At 45.2% G+C, this 22,821-nt stretch carries 19 protein-coding genes, 1 tRNA gene and 1 pseudogene; 10 read left to right on the top strand and 11 right to left on the bottom strand.

Annotation, left to right across the window (positions count from 1 at the left end; all coding sequences use genetic code 11):
- Positions 1-2: 2 nt before the first annotated feature.
- Positions 3-1,058: a phosphoporin PhoE gene (phoE, locus tag OGV74_RS20795; RefSeq protein WP_003031375.1), complete on the bottom strand. Its 1,056-nt coding sequence runs from the start codon at positions 1,056-1,058 to the stop codon at positions 3-5.
- Positions 1,059-1,348: 290 nt separating this feature from the next.
- Here phoE and proB point away from each other — a divergent pair, with 290 nt between their 5' ends.
- From proB to OGV74_RS20760, 7 genes and pseudogenes are all read left to right on the top strand, one after another.
- Complete coding sequence (gene proB, locus OGV74_RS20790) at positions 1,349-2,452, top strand: glutamate 5-kinase (protein WP_003031373.1); 1,104 nt, start codon at positions 1,349-1,351, stop codon at positions 2,450-2,452.
- Between the two features lie 11 nt (positions 2,453-2,463).
- A complete protein-coding gene (gene proA, locus OGV74_RS20785; protein WP_071696411.1) occupies positions 2,464-3,717 on the top strand; it encodes a glutamate-5-semialdehyde dehydrogenase in 1,254 nt (417 codons plus the stop codon).
- A gap of 114 nt (positions 3,718-3,831) precedes the next feature.
- Positions 3,832-3,907 (top strand) — tRNA-Thr (locus tag OGV74_RS20780).
- Between the two features lie 175 nt (positions 3,908-4,082).
- Complete coding sequence (locus tag OGV74_RS20775) at positions 4,083-5,297, top strand: tyrosine-type recombinase/integrase (protein ID WP_001412614.1); 1,215 nt, start codon at positions 4,083-4,085, stop codon at positions 5,295-5,297.
- A 148-nt stretch (positions 5,298-5,445) separates the two neighbouring features.
- Positions 5,446-6,303, top strand: a complete 858-nt coding sequence (locus tag OGV74_RS20770) for a DUF6387 family protein (RefSeq protein ID WP_001412615.1) — start codon at positions 5,446-5,448, stop codon at positions 6,301-6,303.
- Positions 6,304-6,393: 90 nt separating this feature from the next.
- Positions 6,394-6,600 (top strand): helix-turn-helix transcriptional regulator, encoded by a 207-nt coding sequence (locus OGV74_RS20765; protein WP_001075424.1) that lies wholly within the window; start codon positions 6,394-6,396, stop codon positions 6,598-6,600.
- A gap of 221 nt (positions 6,601-6,821) precedes the next feature.
- Positions 6,822-7,118: pseudogene (locus OGV74_RS20760) on the top strand (TIGR04141 family sporadically distributed protein); the annotation flags it as partial.
- Positions 7,119-7,121: 3 nt separating this feature from the next.
- Here the strand turns inward: OGV74_RS20760 and OGV74_RS20755 are convergent.
- Genes OGV74_RS20755 through OGV74_RS20745 form a run of 3 tightly spaced genes read right to left on the bottom strand, consistent with a single transcriptional unit; the run spans position 7,122 to position 10,411 of the window.
- On the bottom strand, positions 7,122-7,994 hold the full coding sequence (locus OGV74_RS20755; RefSeq protein ID WP_286521473.1) for a plasmid partitioning protein RepB C-terminal domain-containing protein: 873 nt from the start codon (positions 7,992-7,994) through the stop codon (positions 7,122-7,124).
- A gap of 8 nt (positions 7,995-8,002) precedes the next feature.
- Positions 8,003-8,875: a ParB N-terminal domain-containing protein gene (locus OGV74_RS20750; RefSeq protein WP_032673146.1), complete on the bottom strand. Its 873-nt coding sequence runs from the start codon at positions 8,873-8,875 to the stop codon at positions 8,003-8,005.
- Positions 8,876-10,411 (bottom strand): recombinase family protein, encoded by a 1,536-nt coding sequence (locus tag OGV74_RS20745; protein WP_286521471.1) that lies wholly within the window; start codon positions 10,409-10,411, stop codon positions 8,876-8,878.
- Positions 10,412-11,336: 925 nt separating this feature from the next.
- Here OGV74_RS20745 and OGV74_RS20740 point away from each other — a divergent pair.
- Positions 11,337-12,815 carry a hypothetical protein gene (locus OGV74_RS20740; RefSeq protein WP_086503732.1) on the top strand — a complete coding sequence of 493 codons (1,479 nt, stop codon included), beginning with the start codon at positions 11,337-11,339 and terminating at the stop codon, positions 12,813-12,815.
- Between the two features lie 165 nt (positions 12,816-12,980).
- Here OGV74_RS20740 and OGV74_RS20735 read toward each other — a convergent pair whose 3' ends face one another.
- The 4 genes from OGV74_RS20735 to OGV74_RS20720 all read right to left on the bottom strand — a co-directional run bounded on the left by OGV74_RS20735 (position 12,981) and on the right by OGV74_RS20720 (position 17,401).
- Complete coding sequence (locus OGV74_RS20735) at positions 12,981-14,162, bottom strand: MalY/PatB family protein (RefSeq protein WP_286521468.1); 1,182 nt, start codon at positions 14,160-14,162, stop codon at positions 12,981-12,983.
- A gap of 12 nt (positions 14,163-14,174) precedes the next feature.
- Positions 14,175-15,626 carry a Na+/H+ antiporter NhaC gene (nhaC, locus tag OGV74_RS20730; protein ID WP_086503733.1) on the bottom strand — a complete coding sequence of 484 codons (1,452 nt, stop codon included), beginning with the start codon at positions 15,624-15,626 and terminating at the stop codon, positions 14,175-14,177.
- 153 nt (positions 15,627-15,779) lie between these two features.
- Complete coding sequence (locus tag OGV74_RS20725; RefSeq protein ID WP_003838740.1) at positions 15,780-16,784, bottom strand: LacI family DNA-binding transcriptional regulator; 1,005 nt, start codon at positions 16,782-16,784, stop codon at positions 15,780-15,782.
- Between the two features lie 167 nt (positions 16,785-16,951).
- Positions 16,952-17,401 (bottom strand): GNAT family N-acetyltransferase, encoded by a 450-nt coding sequence (locus OGV74_RS20720; RefSeq protein WP_032948602.1) that lies wholly within the window; start codon positions 17,399-17,401, stop codon positions 16,952-16,954.
- A 123-nt stretch (positions 17,402-17,524) separates the two neighbouring features.
- Here OGV74_RS20720 and pdxR point away from each other — a divergent pair, with 123 nt between their 5' ends.
- Positions 17,525-18,994, top strand: coding sequence for a MocR-like pyridoxine biosynthesis transcription factor PdxR (pdxR, locus tag OGV74_RS20715; protein ID WP_086503734.1), 1,470 nt, complete (start codon positions 17,525-17,527; stop codon positions 18,992-18,994).
- A gap of 192 nt (positions 18,995-19,186) precedes the next feature.
- Complete coding sequence (locus OGV74_RS20710; RefSeq protein WP_286521464.1) at positions 19,187-19,900, top strand: GNAT family N-acetyltransferase; 714 nt, start codon at positions 19,187-19,189, stop codon at positions 19,898-19,900.
- Positions 19,901-19,952: 52 nt separating this feature from the next.
- On the opposite strand, the gene cbdX is transcribed toward OGV74_RS20710, so the two are convergent.
- Genes cbdX through appC form a run of 3 tightly spaced genes read right to left on the bottom strand, consistent with a single transcriptional unit; the run spans position 19,953 to position 22,748 of the window.
- A complete protein-coding gene (gene cbdX / locus OGV74_RS20705; RefSeq protein WP_003838732.1) occupies positions 19,953-20,042 on the bottom strand; it encodes a cytochrome bd-II oxidase subunit CbdX in 90 nt (29 codons plus the stop codon).
- A gap of 13 nt (positions 20,043-20,055) precedes the next feature.
- On the bottom strand, positions 20,056-21,192 hold the full coding sequence (gene appB / locus OGV74_RS20700) for a cytochrome d ubiquinol oxidase subunit II (protein ID WP_003838730.1): 1,137 nt from the start codon (positions 21,190-21,192) through the stop codon (positions 20,056-20,058).
- A gap of 11 nt (positions 21,193-21,203) precedes the next feature.
- Positions 21,204-22,748, bottom strand: coding sequence for a cytochrome bd-II oxidase subunit 1 (gene appC, locus OGV74_RS20695; protein WP_008321019.1), 1,545 nt, complete (start codon positions 22,746-22,748; stop codon positions 21,204-21,206).
- Between the last annotated feature and the right edge of the window lie 73 nt (positions 22,749-22,821).

The following is a 22,821-nucleotide window of genomic DNA, read 5'->3' as shown; positions in this document are numbered from 1 at the left end:
TATCAAAACTGGTAGACCATACCGACGGCAACGATATTATCATCGTTGATGCCCAGCTTATTATCGCTATCGAGCTGGTTGATTTTATAATCGACAAACGCGGACATATTTTTGTTGAAATAGTACGTTGCGCCGAGATCAATATAATTCACCAGATCTTCATTGCCGACGCCTTCAATATCTTTCCCTTTAGACAGCACATAACCCAGTGACGGACGCAGACCAAAGTCAAACTGGTACTGAACGACCGCTTCGAAGTTCTGTGTTTTATTAGCAAAGCCACCGGAAATTGGCGTCATATTGCGCGTTTCAGAATAGAACGTTGCAATATAAATATCGTTAGCATCATATTTTAAGCCAGTTGCCCAGGCTTCTGCTTTATCGCCTGTACCGCGAGTTTGCAGATTCTGCTGGTTAGTACGATCGGAGTTGGTATAAGCGCCGCTCACCGCAAAATCGCTGCCGCCAAAGTCATAGGTAACGGAAGTACCAAAACCGTCGCCGTTCTGTTTTTTCACATCGCGGTCCTGGTTTTTACCCTGATATTGCAGGGTCAGATCCAGGCCATCCACGACGCCGAAGAAGTCGGTGTTACGGTAAGTTGCCAGGCCGCTGGCACGTTTGGTCATAAAGTTATCGGTCTGTGCGGAGGAGTCGCCGCCGAATTCCGGGAACATATCGGTCCATGCTTCCACGTCATACAGCGCACCCAGGTTACGACCATAATCAAATGAGCCAAAATCTTTTAATTTCACACCAGCGAAGGCCAGACGTGTTTTTTGTTGGTTAGAATCGCTTTCAGCTTTATTGCCGGCGAATTCAGCCTCCCAACGACCATAACCGGTCAGTTGATCGTTAATTTGCGTTTCGCCTTTAAAACCTAAACGGATATAGCTTTGGTCACCATCTTTGCTGTCATAATCCGTCATGTAATGCATGGCTTTTACTTTGCCGTATAAGTCCAGCTTATTACCGTTCTTGTTATACACTTCCGCTGCCTGTACGGATGCCGACGCAACAATTCCCATCACCACTAATGCCAGAGTGCTCTTTTTCATTTTCATTCCTGATTAAAAGTACGCGCTAATATTCACTGGGTGTGATCCCCCGTTAAAAGACAGGAGGGTTTTTAACGTCTGGCAATGAACGTTTTATGACAAAGTAAGAATATTTTTAAAAAAGGATGTTTTTTTGTTTCTGTAATAAATGCGTCAAAATCTGCCGCTACGCTTGCTGATCCTGCGCAATAAAATTTCATGCTTTGTGCGCTGGTTGTTGGCAACCGGGGCCAGTCCTGCTAAAACGTTCGTTTGATATCATTTTCCCCAATTTTGAATGGCAGAGAATCATGAGTGACAGCCAGACGCTGGTGGTAAAACTTGGCACCAGTGTGTTAACGGGCGGATCCCGCCGCCTGAACCGCGCCCACATCGTAGAACTGGTTCGCCAGTGCGCGCAGCTCCATGCCGCAGGGCATCGTATTGTTATTGTTACCTCAGGCGCGATTGCCGCCGGACGTGAGCATCTTGGTTACCCTGAACTCCCGGCAACGATAGCCTCGAAACAGCTGTTGGCAGCGGTAGGGCAGAGCCGACTGATTCAACTATGGGAACAGCTTTTCTCGATTTACGGTATTCATATCGGGCAGATGCTGCTGACGCGTGCGGATATGGAAGACAGAGAGCGCTTCCTCAATGCCCGCGATACGCTGCGTGCGCTGCTGGATAACAACATCGTTCCGGTCATTAATGAGAACGATGCGGTGGCGACCGCTGAAATTAAAGTGGGTGATAACGACAACCTCTCAGCGCTGGCGGCAATTCTGGCTGGAGCCGATAAGCTGCTGCTGTTGACCGATCAGCAGGGGCTGTTCACCGCCGATCCGCGCACTAATCCGCAGGCGGAGCTGATCAAAGACGTGCACGGTATTGATGATGCGCTGCGCGCCATTGCCGGAGACAGCGTCTCGGGTCTGGGAACCGGCGGTATGGGGACTAAACTGCAGGCCGCCGATGTCGCGTGCCGCGCCGGGATCGACACCATAATTGCCGCAGGCAGCAAACCGGGCGTCATTGGCGACGTGATGGAAGGCGTTTCCGTTGGGACGCGTTTTCATGCACAGGCATCTCCACTGGAGAACCGTAAACGCTGGATCTTCGGCGCGCCGCCTGCCGGAGAAATTACTGTTGATGAGGGCGCTACCGCAGCGATTCTGGAACGCGGCAGCTCATTACTGCCAAAAGGCATTAAAAGCGTGACAGGCAACTTCTCTCGTGGTGAAGTGATCCGCATCTGCAATCTCGAAGGGCGCGATATTGCCCACGGCGTCACCCGCTATAACAGCGATGCGCTGCGCCGTATTGCCGGACATCACTCACAACAGATCGACACCATCCTGGGCTACGAATACGGCCCGGTTGCTGTCCATCGTGACGACATGATCACCCGTTAAGGAACAGGCATATGCTGGAAAAAATGGGCATTGCTGCCAAAGCCGCGTCATATAAGCTGGCGCTGCTCTCCAGTCGCGAAAAAAATCGCGTACTGGAAACCATTGCTGATGAGCTGGAAGCGCAAACCGAAAGCATCCTCAGCGCGAACGTACAAGATGTTGAGCAGGCGCGAGCCAACGGCCTGAGCGATGCGATGCTCGACCGCCTCGCTCTGACGCCAGCGCGTCTGAAAGCGATTGCTGACGATGTACGCCAGGTGTGTAATCTCGCCGACCCGGTCGGGCAGGTGATTGACGGTGGGCTGCTGGACAGCGGTCTGCGTCTGGAGCGTCGTCGCGTCCCGCTGGGCGTGATTGGCGTAATTTATGAAGCGCGCCCAAACGTCACCGTTGACGTTGCCTCCCTGTGCCTGAAAACCGGCAATGCCGCGATCCTGCGTGGTGGGAAAGAGACCTACCGGACGAACGCCGCCACCGTAGCGGTTATCCAAAAGGCGCTGGAAGCCTGCGGTTTACCCGCGGCTGCCGTACAGTCGATTGATAACCCGGACCGCGCACTGGTCGCTGAGATGCTACGGATGGATAAGTACATCGATATGCTGATCCCTCGCGGTGGCGCGGGCCTGCACAAGCTGTGTCGTGAGCAGTCGACTATCCCGGTCATCACCGGCGGCATTGGCGTATGTCATATCTATGTTGATGATAGCGCGGAGATCGCCCCGGCCCTGAAGATTATCGTCAACGCCAAAACCCAGCGTCCGAGCACCTGCAACACCGTAGAAACTCTGCTGGTGCATCAGGATATCGCCGCGCGTTTTCTGCCAGCATTGAGCCAGCAGATGGCACAAAGCGGCGTCACTCTGCACGGAGACGAAATGGCGCTGGCTACATTGAAGGCAGGACCTGCTAATGTGGTTGCGGTGAAAGCTGAAGAGTATGACGACGAGTTTCTGTCGCTGGATTTGAACGTGAAAATCGTCACCAGTCTGGATGATGCCATCGCCCACATCCGCGAGCATGGTACCCAGCATTCCGATGCGATCCTGACGCGTACGCTACGCAACGCCGATCGTTTTGTGAATGAAGTCGATTCTTCCGCTGTGTACGTTAATGCTTCTACGCGTTTTACCGATGGCGGCCAGTTTGGACTGGGTGCGGAAGTGGCGGTAAGTACGCAAAAACTGCACGCGCGTGGCCCAATGGGGCTGGAAGCACTGACTACATACAAATGGGTTGGCTTCGGTGACGACACGATTCGTGCGTAATTGAAACCGGGTGATGCAAAAATAGGCGTTTGATTCACAAGGCCATTGACGCGTCGCCCGGTTAGTTTTAACCTTCTACCCCGTGTTCACATTCGTGGACATATCCTTTTCAGGGCCGATATAGCTCAGTTGGTAGAGCAGCGCATTCGTAATGCGAAGGTCGTAGGTTCGACTCCTATTATCGGCACCATCCTACCTATTTTAACGTCTCCCTAAGTCTACTCAAACACCCTTTAAATCCTTATAATACGCCGTTTCACGGCCCTTGTTGTTTCTGCTCGTCTACTCACGTTCACGAAAATCTACGGTGAGTTGGGGGCATCGGTGGGGGCATGTTGTATTCGGTCTAGAGGAGATGCCCCCAAATGAAGCTCAATGCCAGACAGGTCGAGACTGCCAAGCCTAAAGATAAACCCTATAAGTTAGCAGATGGTGGGGGCATGTATCTGGAGGTGTTCCCTAACGGCACCAAAAGCTGGCGCATGAAATACCGTATCGCAGGTAAAGAAAAACGTGTGGTGTTTGGTGTTTACCCGACCATTACCTTAGCTGATGCCAGAAGCAAAAGAGATGATGCTAAAAAGCTGCTGGTTAATGGCGTTGATCCGAGTGCGTTTAAGAAAGAAAGCAAACTAGCCCAAATCGAAGAAGTAAAAAACACCTTTCAGCAAATTGCGCTCGAATGGCACAACATGAAAGTGAAGAAATGGTCTGCGGGATATGCCTCTGACATTCTTGAAGCCTTCAACAAAGATGTCTTCCCGTTCATCGGTCAACGTCCTGTTGCAGACATCAAGCCGTTGGAATTGCTTAACGTGCTTAAAAAGATGGAAGAGCGAGGTGCGACTGAGAAAGCTAAGAAAGTACGTCAGCGGTGTGGTGAAGTGTTTCGCTACGCCATAGTTACAGGCAGAGCCGAGTATAACCCCGCACCAGATCTCACCAGTGCTATGCAGGGGCATGAGTCTAAACATTATCCATTCCTGACCATTGAGGAGCTTCCAGCCTTTTTTAAAGCCCTTGCTGGCTACTCTGGTAGTGAGTTGGTAGTGTTAGCCGCCCGACTAATGATCATCACTGGTGTTCGAACGGGTGAATTACGTGGTGCGTTATGGTCTGAAATTTATACTGATAAAGGGTTATGGGAAATTTCTGCCGAACGCATGAAAATGCGGCGTCCTCATATTGTTCCGTTATCCGTGCAGGCATTGGAAATTATTGAAAAAATCAGGGCAATGACTGGTAATTTTCATCTAATGTTCCCCGGTCGTAATGATCCAAGTAAAACAATGAGCGAAGCCAGTATCAATCAGGTGTTTAAGCGAATTGGCTATACCGGCCGCGTTACGGGGCATGGATTCCGTCATACCATGAGCACCGTTCTTCATGAACAAGGCTACAACACCGCATGGATTGAAACCCAGCTTGCGCATCTTGATAAGAATGCTATCCGTGGTACCTATAACCATGCGCAATATCTTGATGGCAGACGTGAGATGCTGCAATGGTATGCTGACTATATGGATAGCCTTGAGAATGGTGGCAATGTGATGCATGGGACGTTTAATCGACGTGCATAGAGGAAGCTGATGCTGAACTAAGGGCTATGTCTCGGTAGAGCGTAGCTCTTTTTTATGACTGCATTTTTTATAATTATTGCTTCTGGTCGCTCAGATGAGTTCAACTATCCATTTCTGAATGGAATAACAAAGGCACCAAATGGCAATCATGAGAAACTGGTCAACGGAACACACCAAAGAAGTTAAAAAATGGTTGGATATCAATACCTATCGAGGATTTGAAGATCTGACTCTCATACAGCTTTACCATGAGCTGCTTGCAAGGACACTGTTCTTTAAGCCTTATCATGAGGAATTCGAAGCGAAAGCCGTGAACCTCTATATTGACCGAATTTTCAGCGGAAAACCGTTTCTTATTACAGAACAACATCTCGGATACCTCACGAGAGAGGACACCCTTTACCAACCCCCACATTTCTTTTTGACCACGACAGAACGGCTGGCTCAGCTCAGCATCGTTGGATTACGGAATTCATTATTTTTCTGGGATGGAAGTGATGAGTATTCGGTTAACCGTGAATTTCTCGATAGCCCTGTATCCGAAGCTCTCCCTAAGCTGTTCAGAGATACTGTCATGGTCGAAATAGACCTTGCGAATGGAACTGATGAGGAAATAGCTGAATCTTTGAAAGCCGCGCTACCTCAATGGCGTAAAGTACGGGGCATTGAAGCCGATACATCTGATTCGATCAGGTTTGGCTATGGAACCATCAAGAAAATCATCAACTACAGACTCATACCCATGATTGACATCCTTGTATGGTCTACCCTGCACAAGGTTCGCATATCAGAAGATCGACTTTCACGCCTCCTTTACACCGACGATGATGATGAAGAACAGACCCGCCTCAATCACCAAATTCGGGACACAGACAGACCACTGGCGATAAAAGCAGCCAGTATACCTTTCATCCGTCAGTTCCATCTGTTCATCAACAAAAACAGTCATCTCAAAAACATCAGAGTTTCAGACGTGATGAAAATCGCGGATTCTGATAAAGACTGATATCCATACCCTTGGCGATCTGAAGGTCGCTCTTTTTGCTGGTGATTCAATCGTATATTCATTTCCGTCAACATAGATGAGGGAAATACCATGAATCAGCCATGCACACGTCTTATCCGCCTGTCAGAAGTGATGAATAAAACCGGATTTGGTAAGGCTTGGATTTATCGTCTTATCAGCCAAAATCGGTTTCCACAGCCTGTAAAGATCGGTATTCGTGCTATTGCTTTTATCGAAAGCGAAATCGATGAATGGATTCAATTAACTATAGAGAATTCAAGAAAGCATGTTGCTTAAGAGGAATGTTGCTACATCGATCTTTTAACTTTTAATAATATTAAGAAAATAAATTTATAGGCCTTATAAGTTCACTGACTGAGTTTCAAAAAAACGAGGTTTTGTAAAGTTTAAATCTAAAAAATTACTATATTTAACGGAATTCTTTACTTTTTTTCTGGCAGAGCTTTTGCTATAAGGTTTAGAGATGGTTTTCTTAATATCGGGTATGGATACAAGTTATAAGCTCTGAACTTTTCATAAGCGATTCTGAATTTCGATGCAAGCTTAATGAAAAATTGCCAGCGCATATAAAATTAGCTGACCATACATTAAGGCCAGAGGCTCAGAAATACAAAATAGTTTTCGCGATTGCCACAAGTAAAAACCTCCCGGATGACTTGCCTTTGTTTTCTAAGATAAATTTGAAGAATTTTAATAAAACTATTTCTAATTTCGGATACGAAGTTAGGATCTGCAAGATAGATGTAGACCCCACAATTTATAAAAAGAAAATTTGTAAACCCCAAAAAAAATAAGATTCAATTTAATTTATCAATGTCAGAGATTTTAGTCAGTTCATTAAGGTATTCATTTTTGTTCCTAAGGAGCCAGTGAAATATTTTAGGGTTCTCAAGAAGTTTTTTAATGTGAGAAATGAGAATTGTCAGTTTCAAGCTATTTGAGCCATAACTCTCTTGTATTGATTGCGTGTCAAAATGAACCTGAGCCATTTCTTTCTCAAGTCGTTCAATAGCTTTTCTATTACCAGTTTTTGTATCTATATTATTTTTAGTTTTGTCAATTAACAACTCAGGGGAGGAACTATGATATAGAGACTCAGCAAAAATTTTTGAGTAATTATCAAACCTTATCATTAAATTAGCACATTCTATTTGTCTGAAAAGAACCATTCTTTTTAAAACTCTAAAAGTATTTATGGGAATATCTTTATCATTAAATAAATCAACTACTTGAGGGCATATCCCTTTCAATACGGACATGTTGGTTCTTAGAGAATCTATACTTATATTTAATGATGTACATAACATTTCTTCAGGCACTCCCACTCTTACAGCTTCTTTCAGCATTCTCTGTATTTGTATAATTGTTATGCGGTTAACTTTTTTGTTCGGTGTATAAGTATCATATGTAGTTGAAATTAGGCAGTTTGCTTTATCTTCCCCAATATCTTTTAGTGCTTCGACTCTAAGGTGTCCATCGATTATTTTAGCAGTTTTATCACTTTGATCGATGTAAATTAATATCGGTTCAACAAGTCCCAACGCTGATATGGTGCTTTTGATCTGGGAATATTTTTTACTATTTTTGAAGTTAGTAGGCAGCTTTTTAGTATGAACAAGATCAGATAATTTGAAAGTGATTGTTTTTTCACTAAAGCAATATTTAATCATTTTGCACCTCAATTGGTCGTGTTTTTAACTATAATATTTACTACTTCATTTAGGCTTTCTTCATCTAATATCCGTAAAAACTCTTCATCATTGACAAGTTCTTTAAAGATTTGATTTGCTATCAACAAATTCATCTCAACGTATTCTGCTTTGTTTTTAATCTTTCTGTGCTGAGAAATGTTATCTTGATAGATTTTTTTTAATTCATCTGTAGTCATTTTTTTCTTTTTCTTTGTTATCCCAAAGTTATTATTTAGGTATCCTTTCAAGCCTTCATCTCGTGAGTCAAGTATCTCACGTATTTTTCCTACATCTTTGTGTTTTATTAGACCTTTATCAAATGCTTTAATTAACAATTCCTGACCACCTTCAAAATCGACTCTTGCAATCTCAACAGCAAGCGAGATAGGTATGCTTCCTGATTCTACAGCGGATAATAATTTATTTTCACCTTTACTGATAAGCATTGTCAGACTTGTTATCCAGTGTAATGATAATCCAGTCGAGTTAGATATTTCCTTATTGGTTAATCCTTGCTCTGTCATTTCCTTTATACGTTGGAACTGTTCACCAGCACGAGGAACTACTCTTGCCATATTTTCAACCAGACTCATTATGTAGGCTTTGTTTTCATCTATATCAAGTACGATTGCTGGTGTTAATTCTTCTCCTAAAGCTGTCAATGATTCGAGCCTTCCTTGACCACAAATTAAAGCGAATTGATACTTTTTGTCCACGATTCGACGTACGGTTATTGGCTTTCTCAGTCCACTTGTGTCGATACTTTCAGTAATTTCCGAATGTCGAAGTTTATTTCGTGAACGTGGGATGACTACTTTTATGTCGGATATCTTAATCATGTGGATTTGATCATCTTTCATTTAAGCTACTTCCTTTTTATTGGTCGAAAGCATTTTAAAAAATATGTTGATATCGTCGAATCGATACATCTCAAAGAGAAGGCTGTTATTTTCTTTTAGGTTTAATTCATTTTCAAATGAATCAATCGAAGGGAGGATATAGTAATCAAGGGGGACGCTATTAAGGCTATTCATCCTTACAATTATGTTGATGTCAGAATTAATGCTTCTGTCTAATCTCACAATCCATCTGCATTTATCTGTAGAGGTTTTTCTACAGCGTGCAAGTATTATGGTAAAGGTTAAGCTTTTATTGATCGTGATGAGTTTATTTTCAGATATTGTTACTTCACTATTTGTAATTTCCTTGCATATTGTCTTAATAGTGTCGGCATGTCTAATCCTTAAGGCTGAGTTTATTTCTATAAATCGATAATCTCTTTCTGGTGTGTAATTGATGAGTTTATAGGCATTCAAAAGCCCACCAAAACGACTTGCTACGACACTACTCGACGGACCATTATCATCTTCATCGATAATAAAACCTGAAATTTTACCATGTTTAATGAGAACTTTTTTCAAAAAATTAAGTATTTCTTCATTGGTCATTTTTTTTGAACGATTGTCAATAATTTCTTTAGCTAATCTAAATTTCTCTGGTGAAATTATAGGCTTGAAAAATGAATCATATTCGATCCATTCTTCTTGTGGATTCTGAATTCTTTGGGCGTTCAATTTCTGTGAAGTACGATTATAAGTGTATTTCCCTGTGTAGCGAATATTAATTAGAATTGAATGTATTCTGCTCCTGTTCCATTCTGTTTTATCACTATATGTATACCCCTCTCTGTTTAGTTTTGTTGCGATAAGATATTCATTTAATCCATCAAAAATAAACATATTAAATATCTTTTTTACCAGCTTTATTTCTTTTTTTGTACCAGGGGTAAGAACTACTCGGTCAGTTTGCAAGCTCTTTCTTTCACCAGGACAAAGTATCATTTTTGGTCTATTGTTATTATCAATTAACTTTCTTCTTAATCCATATCCTGGTATTCCTCCCTGATAGTATCCCCTTTTAACAAGGTTTACGTGTCCCGCAAAAACTTTTACTGAAAGATTCCTACTGAAAGCTCCAGCAGCATATCTAAGAGCAGGAAGTGTAAGCATTTGGATTTCAGGCGATTCATCTGGTAAGTTCTCAGCACAATAAATAATCCTAACCCCATGATATTTTAGTAGATAACTATAATGCCCTGCCTCATCATTATCTTGCCATCGACCAAACCGACTGACATCATAAACAAGAACAGCTTCTATTTTTACTCTTCCTGTAACGACATCTTCTATTAGTCTGTTGAAGTTTTTTCTACCTGAAGCGGAGACTCCGCTTTTACCTTCATCATCATAAGTTTCTACAATCACCATATTGTGATCTTCTGCATATTTTTTTAGATAAAGAGCCTGATTGTCGATTGAGAATTGTTGATGGTCTGTGGACATCCTCAGATACTGAGCGACTCTAATTTTATGATTTTTCTGACTTTCATCACCCATTACACTTTCTCCGACCAGTCAAAAGCGAACAAACCCCCAACAAAATTGATCATTTTTTAAGCGATTTCAACCTCTTTATCCCTTTTGAAGCTATAAGGTTCTTACCTTCATTAAATCATCAAGGTAATGGCAAAAAGCTTTTGCAGGGGATTTTGAGTGCTCGCTTTTGAGTTGCCAGAAAACTATTGAAGTATCTTGCCTCGGCAATCAGAGGACATACGTACATAGAGCGATATCGCAAGAAGAATCTATAGGACTTGAAGAGCGCTGGCGTATTTCATCTTCTTTGAAGTGTAGAGGTATAGCTATAGCTTGAAGTGCTTCAATTCTAAACGGACCAGATGCTTCTACTAAATGGCATACCATTAGCTACAAGCTCGCCCAAAACCAGATTCGGGATGATAGGGGCATTGGTGCATATGTTATGCGTGTTTTTGAGCTTCGGTGATAGTGGGGGCATTATTGGGGGCATGTGATTATTCGAAATGTGAAATATTCATCTTTATCAGTAGTTTGTGAGTTTGGTTCCATTCCTATTATCGCACCATCTTTTTTCGTAAAATCATTAAGTTACTATTGCAGTGTTTTGCTTTGTTCAACACTAATGTGCAATTTTGCGCGTTGTGGATGTGACGAAATTGTAGCAACTGATGATCAATATATTTGTTTCAATGAGTTGAACAATGCAGAGTGAGAGTTTTGTAAGACGTGTAATCGCTGGTCCTCGCCATTCTGCGAACGGAGGTTTTATCTCCGAATTACATGAAAACCACAATTTTACTTAGGGATGGGGTGATTTTACATGAATAAGAACATTTACCTAGAAAAAACAATCGACTAACATAAACTTATTGGCAGAAATCCTTGTCATCTTGCACTGTATTTTTTAATCTATCTTCAATATCTACCAGAAGATAGGCCCCTCATGAAATTCCAGGACGTTGCTACTTTTTCCGGAAATATTCTCACCTTTTTGGGATTGCCAGCACTGATTTTTTTTAAATTTTCCTCTTTTTTGTTTTTTCTGAATGAATGGAAGATTCCTTTCATATGTGGTTCTGTTGTCATTCTAGTAACTACATTAATTTATCATCGAAAAAAAAGACGTTATCCCAACAAGTCGAGTTGTTTCTCATTGCTTGTGTTGTTTTTTGCAATGGGTTGTGCGATTTTCTACCAACCATATCCTGAATTTGCACAGATAAGCATTTCTGGCTTCTATAATGAAAAAGATGGGGGGTGGAACAGTAGTAATACAGATGAAAATGCTTATGACATCACTCACCAGATGGAGGAGACATGGAAAAGGGCCACATCTAAAGAGAATCCTTCATTCCAATTTGTGCCCCCGTTTGCGGTTGAGAACTGGCAATTTCCGACATTGTTTTTGACTCATCGTTCTAAACAGCAAATAATTAATTTGGCTGAAGCGAATTCTCGCTCAGTCGTAACGTTGGTAGGGTTTACACGTGATAATAAAATAGAGAAAATCCACTATAGTTTGAACGGGAAGTTGTTATCACCCAATGCGCATAGCATTAATTTAGAGAGTGGATGGTTTAATCAGATTTTTGATAAAATTATTTCGCAATCACAGTTAACTGATGCTCAAAAGCGAGAGATAATAGCTAAGATCCTCTTCATTGATATAAATGCCCGTACACTAAGTGCCCGAAAAGATGAAATGGATGCTATTGGCATGGCTAACCTGGTCGTTAAGATAAGAAGTGAGGTCATTGATTTAAAAGGGAGATATCATTTTATAGACGATGAGCTCAACTTTTTGATGGCTGGTCTTACAGCTTCTTTCGTAGATGTTTATAGTGCAGAACTATCTGATGACGTCGCTGCTGGGTTTTTAGTGCAGGCACTCAGCTTTCATCCTTATTATCCTTATCCAGATAAGGAGAGTTTTCAACGCGCTTATGTCAAAAATAGTTATGATAAATGGAAACTAACTAATGACGCTGAAAATGATGTGACTTTATTGAGCCACCTGGCGCAGTTGACATATTTTATCGAAGATACTAAGGAAAAAGAAAAGATCATTGATGACTTTAAAAATCAGGTTTTTCTTCAAAACCAATCGCCTACGATTTTTTATTCAATGTTAGAAATGATCAAAACCAGTAATTCACTGCTTGATATACCAGTTAAACAAATTCATGAAATTAAAGAAATAGAAGATTATACGGATAATTTTCTTTATCAACATCCTGGCATGGATGATGAATTCATTGAGTTAAAAAGCGCATTGTTATACGGTGTATGCCATACCTGGTATGTTAATCATAATCGAAAAAAAGATGCTTCAAGGTTATTGAGAAAATTCACAAATATTGTGGATAATAATCCTAATGTGTTGCATTTTTTAATGAAAATGAAACAAGAGGATAGTGAATGAAAATAATAGTGCCTGAATCCTCGTTTTAGCTTGTAATAGCAAAAACGCGCTTAGACGCCCCTGTCTGTTGGTGGCTAACTGGTACTATATCACTTGGTTTTTCATTAAAATGGCTGATAATATCGAGCGGCCCTGCGCCAGGGCCGATTCGTTTACTGAGCAGATTTAGCAAGATGTAAATGCAATACGCTTCAACCCCTCTACCGCTTTTTCGAGGTAGGCGCGTGGACATCCCATGTTCAGGCGGATAAAACCTTTTCCAGCAGGACCAAAGCTATTTCCCATTGAAGGCGCAATACCGGCAACATCAAGCATTACCCATTTGAGCTGCTCATCATCCAGTCCAAGCGCTTTGCAATCTATCCACAGTAGATAAGTTGCCTGGGAAGGAACAACCCGAGCCCACGGGAGATGTTCATCAATTTGTTGAATAAACCAGCGTCGATTTTCAGCCAGATAGCCAAGTAACTCGTCTAACCATGGTGCACCATGTTGCCATGCTGCCGTACTCGCTTCGACGGATAGCGCATTGAATACATCCAGCCCATGTGCATCCAGACGGCGTAAAAAGTGTTCACGCAATGCCGGTGCCGGTATCAGAAAATTAGCAATACGCAATGTCGACAAACCAAACGTTTTACTGGCTGAAGTGGCTGAAATTACACGCGAATGCCAGCGTTCTCCCAGATGCAGAACTGAAGTAAATTGTTCTCCAGGAAGCAATAAATCTGCCCATATTTCATCAGACAGCAACGTCACATCATAGGTTTCGCACAGCGTAAGTAGCTGTTCCAGCTCCTGTGCAGACCAACAACGGCCGGTTGGGTTATGCGGATTACATAAAATCATCAACGGTGGACGTTCAGTCCGGAATAACATTTCCAGGTGAGCAAAATCCATTTGATAACCGGTAGCCGGGTCCTCATACAACGGATTTTCCAGCAACTGTCTGCCGTTCAAAGAGATAATTTTAGCGAATGAGCCATAATAAGGCCCCTGAACGACTACGCCTTCACCGGGTTGGCTCAGCATTTGTACGAGTAGCGATAATCCCGGAACAACACCTTCAATACTGCAGATCCACTCTTGCTTGATTTCCAGCTGATGCCGGGTTGAGAGCCATGAGATTAATGAATCAAAGTAGCTTTGTGGCCGTTCGCTGTAACCAAAAATACCGTGCCCGACGCGGTGAGTTAAAGCCTCCTGAACAGCGGGCGGGCAAGTAAAGTCAAAATCAGACACCCACATTGGCAACAGTTGATGTGTATCCTCGCTGAAATATCGCGCCATAAAGTCCCATTTCAGCGATGCGGTATCGTGGCGATCGATAATCTTATTAAAATCCATTACATGCTCTCCCTATTCTGTTGCCGTAATATTTTTTTCTGTTTCTGTCACTGATGGCGCCTTCGCAATACCGATTCCCGTGAAGCCGTAAATCAAGGCGAAGAAGATTGCGGCATAGCACTGAATCGCCCATGGCAATAAATCCAGTGTGCTCACTCCTAATGTTGTGGCCATATAAACTCCGGCGGCGGTCCATGGCAACAACGGCTCAATGACGGTGCCAGCGTCTTCAATTGTGCGGGACAGATTTTTGGTATCCAGTCCCATGCGGCGGTATGCGTCTTTAAATAATTCAGCTGGAACCAGAAGAGCCAGCTTGCCGTCGCTTGTCGCTCCGGTAACAAGAAGGGTGGTACCAATGGTTGCCGCAATTAACTGACCGACGCTGTGAATGACCGTCAGTAAGCGGTTAATGATAATGTTGAGTGCGCCCGTTAACGTTAAGGCACCGGCAAAAGAAAATGCGCAAAATACCAGAAGAATAGTGCTCATCATTGAGAACATTCCGCCACGGTTCAGCAGGCGCGGAACATCAGCAATAATGCCCTCACTCCCTTGCGGGAACATAGTAATGTTGAACCCATCTATAAAGGCATCCAGCCCCTGCTTGATGCTGAGTCCTTGCATGACAACGCCCAGAATCAGGGCTAATACGCATGCGCTCAGCATTAAAGGAATGACCGGCTTTTTACGAATCGCGCCCCACAACACAATAACCGGCGGCAAAATCAGAATGATATTGAAGTGGTATAGCGACTCCAGAGCGTTGACAATATCGGTAACCCGTTGCGGCGTGGCGACCTCGCCGAGCATATTGCTGTGGCCCGCAATAAGATAAACCACAGCGGCAAGCAGAAAGCTGGGAATAGTGGTCCACAATAAGTGCTGGATATGCTCGAAAAGGGTGGTATCTGCGACAATGGCCGCAAAGTTGGTGGAGTCTGACAGCTGCGATATCTTGTCACCGAAGTAAGCGCCAGAAACAACGGCACCTGCCGCTGCTGCCAATGAGACATCCAGTCCGGCGGCAACCCCCATCAGCGCTACGCCAACCGTTCCGGCGGAACCCCAGGAGGTTCCGGTACACACCGATACGACGCTGGTCAAAAAGAACGCGGTGATGAGAATGTATTCGGGGCTGATGAGTTTAAGTCCCCAGTACACCATGTAAGGGATGGTGCCGCTGAACATCCATGTACCAATCAGGCCGCCAACACAGATAAGAATCATGATAACCGGCATTGCTTTGGCGAGTTTATCCACCACCGAATTAATGATGTCTTCCCAGCAATACCCTTGCCACCAGGCCATGCCCGCGGCGACTGCAGCAGAACAAAGCAATAAAGGCTCAATACGTAGCCCCATGATGCCGTAGCCAATAATTAACAGCAGTAGCATGGCTAAAATAGGGATCACTGCCAGTCCAAATGAGAGTGCTTTTTTCTGATTTTGAGAGGCATTCATTCATGAATCTCCAGTCTGTAAGGTCGCTCAAGAGTAGAGAACACTCTTTTGTCTGACTGTGATCGTTCATTGGCCCTCATGTAAGCGATTACATGAGGGCGCTAAATTTGAAGTTGATCACAACTCAGGGGCTTGACGATTTACGCATTGATTTCAGAGAGAGGGGGGAAGAACAGAATCGCGGATCACCAGCTCTGCAGTGAAACTATTCACGCTGGGACGCTGAGTTGCGCCCTTAAAAAGCTGTATCGCCAGCTGCGAAGCGCAGCGAGCCATGCGCTCAACGGGATAATGCATTGTTGTGAGTGCAGGGTAGAGATAGCGGGCCATCACCACATCATCAAATCCAACGATCGAAAGCTGTTGCGGAAGTGTAATTCCCTGCTGATGGAGGATGCGCATAATCCCGGCGGCCATCACATCATTAAACGTCACCGCTGCGGTGAAAGGAATGCCGCAATTAAGCAGCTGATGTGCAGCGCGTTCGCCACCTTCTTCATTAAAGGGCACGCTAATCACCCAATTTTTATCTGGCGTAATACCATATTCAGCCAGCGCCTGGCGATAACCTTCCAGCCGCTCACGGCGATCGATAATCGGTAAGTCACTTGTCACGCAGGCAATACAACGGTGTCCTTGCTCCAGGAGGTGTAGCGTGGCTGTTTTAGCTGCTTGACTATTTTCCAGCCACACGCAGCGATTGGCCATCCCGGCAATATAGCGATTTACGACCACCATGGCAGGAAAATGAGCGGCATATCGCAACAGTTCCTTTTCAGACAGTCTACTGGCATGGACCACAATAGCTTCACAGCCCTGGTTTATCAGGAAATCGAGTCCTGATTTTTCCATTCCTTCATCGTGGCCACCGCTGCATACCATCAGCCGAAATTGCTGCTGGCGTGATACTTCTTCTACGCCTCGTGCAAGCCTGGCAAAAAAGGGATCGGCAAGATTGCCGGTCAATAACCCGAGCATGTCACCGCTGCGTTTCGCTAATGCAATAGCGGCGGCATTGCGATGATAGTTCAGTTCGCGCATGGCTTTTTCAACACGCTCACGCGTCACGGGTTCAACCCATGCGGTTTGATTAATAACACGTGAAACTGTTGCGGTGGACACTCCCGCTAACTCTGCAACATCCTTTATCGTTGCCATGCTGGCTCTTTACCTTTTTAATTCTTAAGAATTTGCTTATCGCTGGTTTTTTTCCTTATCTTATTCAGGTTGGGGGGATTTGTCACCGATACATCCTCTGAGTAGATATACTCAGAGGCTTATTTTTAGTGTTTAATTATTCAATACTATCCTGAGTATTATTACACTTACATACGATATTCGATCATTCCGCTCTTTTTGGCCACCCAGTCATACAGACGTTGCCCACGGAGGTTGGTTTCATGCGTATGCCAGTATAATCTTGACGCGTGATGTTTTTTGGCTTGTTGTTGGACATATTCGATAAGTTGTTTACCGATGTGTTGGCCGCGTACATCTTCGCTAACAAATAAATCTTCGAGATAGCAATAGTTTGATTTTGCCCAGGTTGAGCGGTGAAAGAGATAATGAACCAGTCCCACTATTTTCCCATCATATTTTGCAACAGCACAATAAACAGGTTCGCTCGGGGTAAAGAAACGCTCCCACGTTAATTTTGTTACTTCATCTGAAATTATAGTGCGGTAAAATGTTTGATAGTTTATCCATAAAGGAAGCCAGCTGGCGTAGTCTTTTTGTTCTGCACTTTCAATAGTAACGGCATGCATGTTAGTCATATATATCCTGATATTTTATACGAGTAATGTGTTAGTATGATGATACTAAGAATTTTATAAACTCTCGTAAAGAGACACTTTCGATATATTGATAGGATCCACTTTAGTATAAAGGTTAATACAATGAAGAAAAACAATGCGCCTTTATTTCAAGGATTTGTTTTAGGAAAAGGTGCGGTTAAGGAGCAGGTTTACCAAATCCTCCGCGATCACATCCTCGAAGGGCGATTGCCGCCAGGAACAAAAATGCCGTCAACCAGGGCGTTGTCCGAAATGATGTCAATTTCACGAAACTCAGCGATCGCCGGTTATGACCGGCTATTAGATGAAGGGTATATCCTGACTCGTAAAGGGTCTGGAACATATGTCTCACATAATATTCCGGATCGGAGTATCAGCAATAGCTATCCAGAGATGGCGTTGGGGGACGTCGTATCACCTGATGATCAGGTTCACAGCCGAAATAATCCTGCTCGCGATTTATGGTCAAATGAGTATGAAGGGCGCTGCATGAACCGTCTATTTGCGGTTGGTGTCGGGTGTACGGATCTCTTCCCGCATGCGTTATGGGGAAAGCTACTGCAACGAGTCTGGAGACAATCCCGGCATCAACTGGGAGCTCACACTCATCCTTGCGGGTACCTTCCTTTGAGAAAAGCGGTTTGCCGCTACATTAAAACAACGCGTGGAGTGAACTGTAACGAAGATCAAATAATCATCGTAAATGGTATTCAGCAGGCATTGAACATTACTGCACGAGCATTGCTGTCGGCAGGAAATGACGTTTGGCTGGACGACCCGGGTTACAAAGGCGCCCGCGGAACCTTCATGTCTGTTGGTGCTATGGTGAGGCCGGTACCGGTAGATAGCGAAGGAATGAACGTCCGCTATGGTATTGATCATTTTCCTGACGCCAGGCTGGCCTATGTCGTCCCGTCGGATCAATATCCATTAAGTGGAACGTTGAGTTTATCCCGGCGTTTTGAGTTGCTGGAATGGGCGAAGTCGAATCAGGCATGGATATTTGAAGATGATTATAATAGTGAGTTCCGTTATGCCGACCGTTCTTTACAAGCTCTGCAAGGATTAGATCAGAATCAACGCGTAATCTATGCCGGAACATTTTCTAAAATGATGTACCCGGAATTCCGTTTAGGTTTTTTAGTTGTTCCGCCAAGTTTACAAGAACAGATTATGGTAACCAAATATTATTCCGATCTCGGTACCAGCTATCTTGAACAAGCAGTGATGGCAAATTTTATTGAGGAGGGGCACTATGCCAGTCATGTGCGTCGAATTCGCAAAGCATGCTATGAAAGAAGAACTGCGTTGGTCAATGCTATTCAATACTATCTTGCTGATAAAATGATTATTCAACCTTCAGACTCTGGCGTTCATATCGTATGTTGGTTGCAAAATGGGATGACTGGGAGTGAAGTTGAAGAGAAAGCCAGATTACTAGGGATGGGAATACTATCACTAAGTCGTTATTACCAGAGCGATGTCTCACGACAGGGGATTTTGATTGGTTTTGCAAATCATCCGGTAGAGGCAATTGTTGATGGGATTCGCCGTCTGGCTCAGGTTATTTAACTTATAATTTATTCAGCTCTTAGCATTAATGCAGTAAATACGTTTCTTTTGCTACGTGTAAAAATGTTGTGTCTGTTTTTTGTACAATTAAATAGTGTGGATCTGTTAAAAACACGCATTGTGGTTCTTTTGGACTGCCCAGTTTGATCATACTCTGCGCTGGTTTAGCCCTGTTTTGTAAGAGGTATGGATATGTCGGGCATCTTTAATCAATTTCATCAACCCGTTGGTATGACTTTGTCTGACTGGAAAGGCGCACCCTTTCCACAGGCTCAGCAAATTACAGGTCGCTATTGTAAGCTTGAACGTATTAACGCCGAACGCCATGCAAAAGAGTTGTATGAAGCGTACTGCGAAGCAAACGATTGTCGTGACTGGACATATCTGGCGGTCGGGCCTTTTGAGACCTTCGATACCTTCCTGGATTATGTAAAAAAGATGGAAGAACAGACCGATCCGATGCATTTTGCTGTGATCGATTTAACCAGTATGAAACCTGTTGGTACGTTTGCACTGATGCGGATTGATACCTCAAATGGCGTGATCGAGGTTGGCCATGTTTCCTACTCCGTACGCATGAAACGTTCGCGAATCTCAACAGAAGTCATCTCATTGCTTTTAAAGTACGTTTTTGAGGATCTGGGCTATCGCCGTTTTGAATGGAAATGCGATGCTCTCAATGCTCCTTCCCGTGGGGCGGCGGAGCGCTTTGGCTTCAGTTTTGAAGGCATATTTCGTCAGGCTGTCGTCACGCGGGGGCGTAATCGAGATACCGCATGGTACTCAATCATTGACGGTGAGTACCCGTCACTTCGACCGGCCTACGATATGTGGCTCGATGAGCGTAATTTCAATAATCAGGGACGGCAGATTAGGCGTCTTGGCGAGCTGATGGAAAGGGGATAAAAAAGCTCCCCGAATAAACCGGGGAGCCAGAAAGCGTAGCGCCCGTGTAGAATTATCTCTGCCGCGACTCAAGCCAGACCAGCGCCAGCGTGGAGAGTCCGCACATCAGCAGAATGCCGACAAACCAAAACAGATACCACATCGTACAGTCCTCCTTAATAAAGTTCGTGGTTGTGGCGGCGGATCGTTTCTACATTGATGCGCCCGAGCATTTTGTAATAACTCCACACGGTATAAAGCAGAACGATCGGTAGAAAAATCAGCACAATAACCAGCATGATACTGAGAGTCATCTGGCTGGAGGTGCTGTCCCACACCGTCAGGCTGGAGAGCGGATACGCGCTTGAAGGCATCACAAACGGAAACAGGGTGATTCCAGCGGTGAAGATCACGCAGGCCTGGCCCAGTGAAGCAAACAAAAATCCCCATACGGCCCGACGCTGTCCGCAGGCATAGATCGCGAGCATCGGGAAAATCATGCCAAGCAGCGGAATAATTAACAGCAGTGGTGACTGATAAAAGTGCGCCATCCACGCGCCCGGCGAGGTAGTTACTGCTTTTAATAGCGGGTTGGAAGGACCATTAGGATCCTGGCTTAGCAACACATAGCCATCGATCCCCGTCCATAGCCAGTAACCGGCTAACAGAAAGCAGAGCACGACCAGCATCGCGCTGCGGCGGGTAGCAGACAGCGCACGTTGGTGAAGAATGCCGTCGGTCTTCAACTGGAGCCACACGCCTCCTTGCAGAATAACCAGCATCAGGCTTAATGCGCCGCACAGCAGGGCAAAGGGTGAGAGTAACTGCCAGAAGGTGCCCAGGTATTGCACATGAAGCTGTGGTGTGAAGATAAAAGGCACGCCCAAAAAAAGGTTGCCGAACGCGACACCGAAGATAACTGGAGGGACCAGACTGCCAATCACCAACCCGGTATCCCACATGGCGCGCCAGCGTGCATTGGCTATTTTTCCACGATAATCAAAGGCCAACGGGCGAAAGAAAAGGGCGCACAGCACCAGAATCATCGCCACATAAAACCCTGAAAATGCCGCGGCATAGACCCGCGGCCAGGCCGCGAATAATGCACCGCCCGCCAGAATGAGCCACACCTGGTTACCTTCCCAGTGCGCTCCGACGCTATTGATTAGTACCCGACGCTCATCATCGTTACGCGCGATCAGCGGCAACAGGCAGCCAACCCCCATATCAAACCCGTCGGTGACCATAAATGCCACCAGGATGATGCCAATCAGCAGCCACCAGATGAGCCGTAACGTTTCATAATCCAACATGATTATCTCCTTTATCCCTGTTGTTGCGCTGGTTGTTGGTTATGCATTGCATCCGGGCCAAGGCGCGCGTATTTCTGCATCAGGTAGACTTCGGCAATTAAAAACAAGGTGTAAAGCGTGAGAATTAGCCCCATGGAGAAGGCCAGTTGGCCTGCGCTTAACGCGGAGTGGGCGTACCAGGTCGGCAAAATATCCTGAATCGCCCACGGCTGGCGGCCAAACTCCGTCATAAACCAGCCGGCTTCAATGGCAATCCACGGTAGCGGCAGGCTCCACAGCGTCATGTGCAGTACCCAGCGATGCTGGTCGATACGCCAGCGTAAGGTCTGTATCAGGGCAATCGCCATCACCAGCAGCAGAAGTGAACCGCATGCAATCATGATGCGAAAACTCCAGAATACCGGTGCTACTTGCGGGATCGCACCGCGTTGTGCGGCCTGATATTGCTCCGGAGTGACATGGTTCATATCAGGCGCGTAGTTCGCCAGCAGGATGCCGTAACCCAGATCTTTCTCCACAGCGTGAAAAGCGTTCAGTACCTGAGGCGTGCGGTTACCTTTGGCGATTTCCTGCATCAGCAGCCACGCTTCCCGACCTCGTTGCAGGCGGGGGAGAGCATCCTCCATCAGATTTTTCAGCCCCGGAACCGGCGTGTCTAAAGAGTGCGTGGCCAGGATGCCCAGCAGAGCCGGTATCTTCACAGCAAAGGCGTTACGTTCTTGCTCCTGCTGCGGCCAGGCGATGACATGAAAGGGCGCGGGTGCCGGTTCGGTTTGCCATTCGCCTTCCATTGCCGCCAGTTTTACCGGCTGGCGTTGGGCAACCTCATAGGCTGAGCTGTCACCCAGTTGTAGAGTGCCGAGGATAGCCAGCGTGCCAAAAACGGAACCCACCGCGAAGGAACGCCGGGCGAACTCGCGATTGCGACCGCGCAGCAAATACCAGGCGCTGATGGACATAACAAACATGGCGCCGGTGACATAACCGGACATCACGGTATGCACAAATTTCACCTGGCTGATGGGGTTAAAGACCAGCTCGCTAAAGCTGCTCATCTCCATACGTAGGGTATCAATATTAAAGTGAGCGCCGGTTGGATATTGCATCCAGCCGTTGGCGTTGAGGATCCACAGGGCCGAGATATTGGAACCAAACGCGACCAGCCAGGTGACCATCAGGTGTTGGTATTTGGTTAAGCGTTGCCAGCCGAAGAAGAACAGACCAACGAACGTGGATTCGAGGAAGAAGGCCAGCAGGGCTTCCATTGCCAGAGGCGCGCCAAAAATATCTCCCACATAGTTAGAATAGAGCGACCAGTTAGTACCGAACTGAAACTCCATGGTCAGGCCGGTTGCCACGCCGAGCGCAAAGTTAATCCCGAATAACTTGCCCCAGAAACGCGTCATGTCGCGGTAGACTGTTTTGCCGGTCACCACATAAATGGTTTCCATGATGGCCAGCATAAAAATTAGCCCCAGCGTCAGGGGAACAAACAGAAAATGGTACAGCGCGGTCAGCGCAAACTGCCAACGCGATAAGTCAATGACGTCCCACATGCGAACTCCATCAGGCATTAGAGAGTGAATAGATAAGGTAGAAAACGCCAGACCCGCAGCATAAAAGCATGCG

The sequence above is a fragment of the Citrobacter sp. Cf116 genome, assembly GCF_030336505.1.
GTDB lineage: Bacteria > Pseudomonadota > Gammaproteobacteria > Enterobacterales > Enterobacteriaceae > Citrobacter > Citrobacter freundii.
The sequence above is the reverse complement of the archived record's forward strand: the minus strand, read 5'-3'. Positions and strand labels throughout refer to the sequence as shown.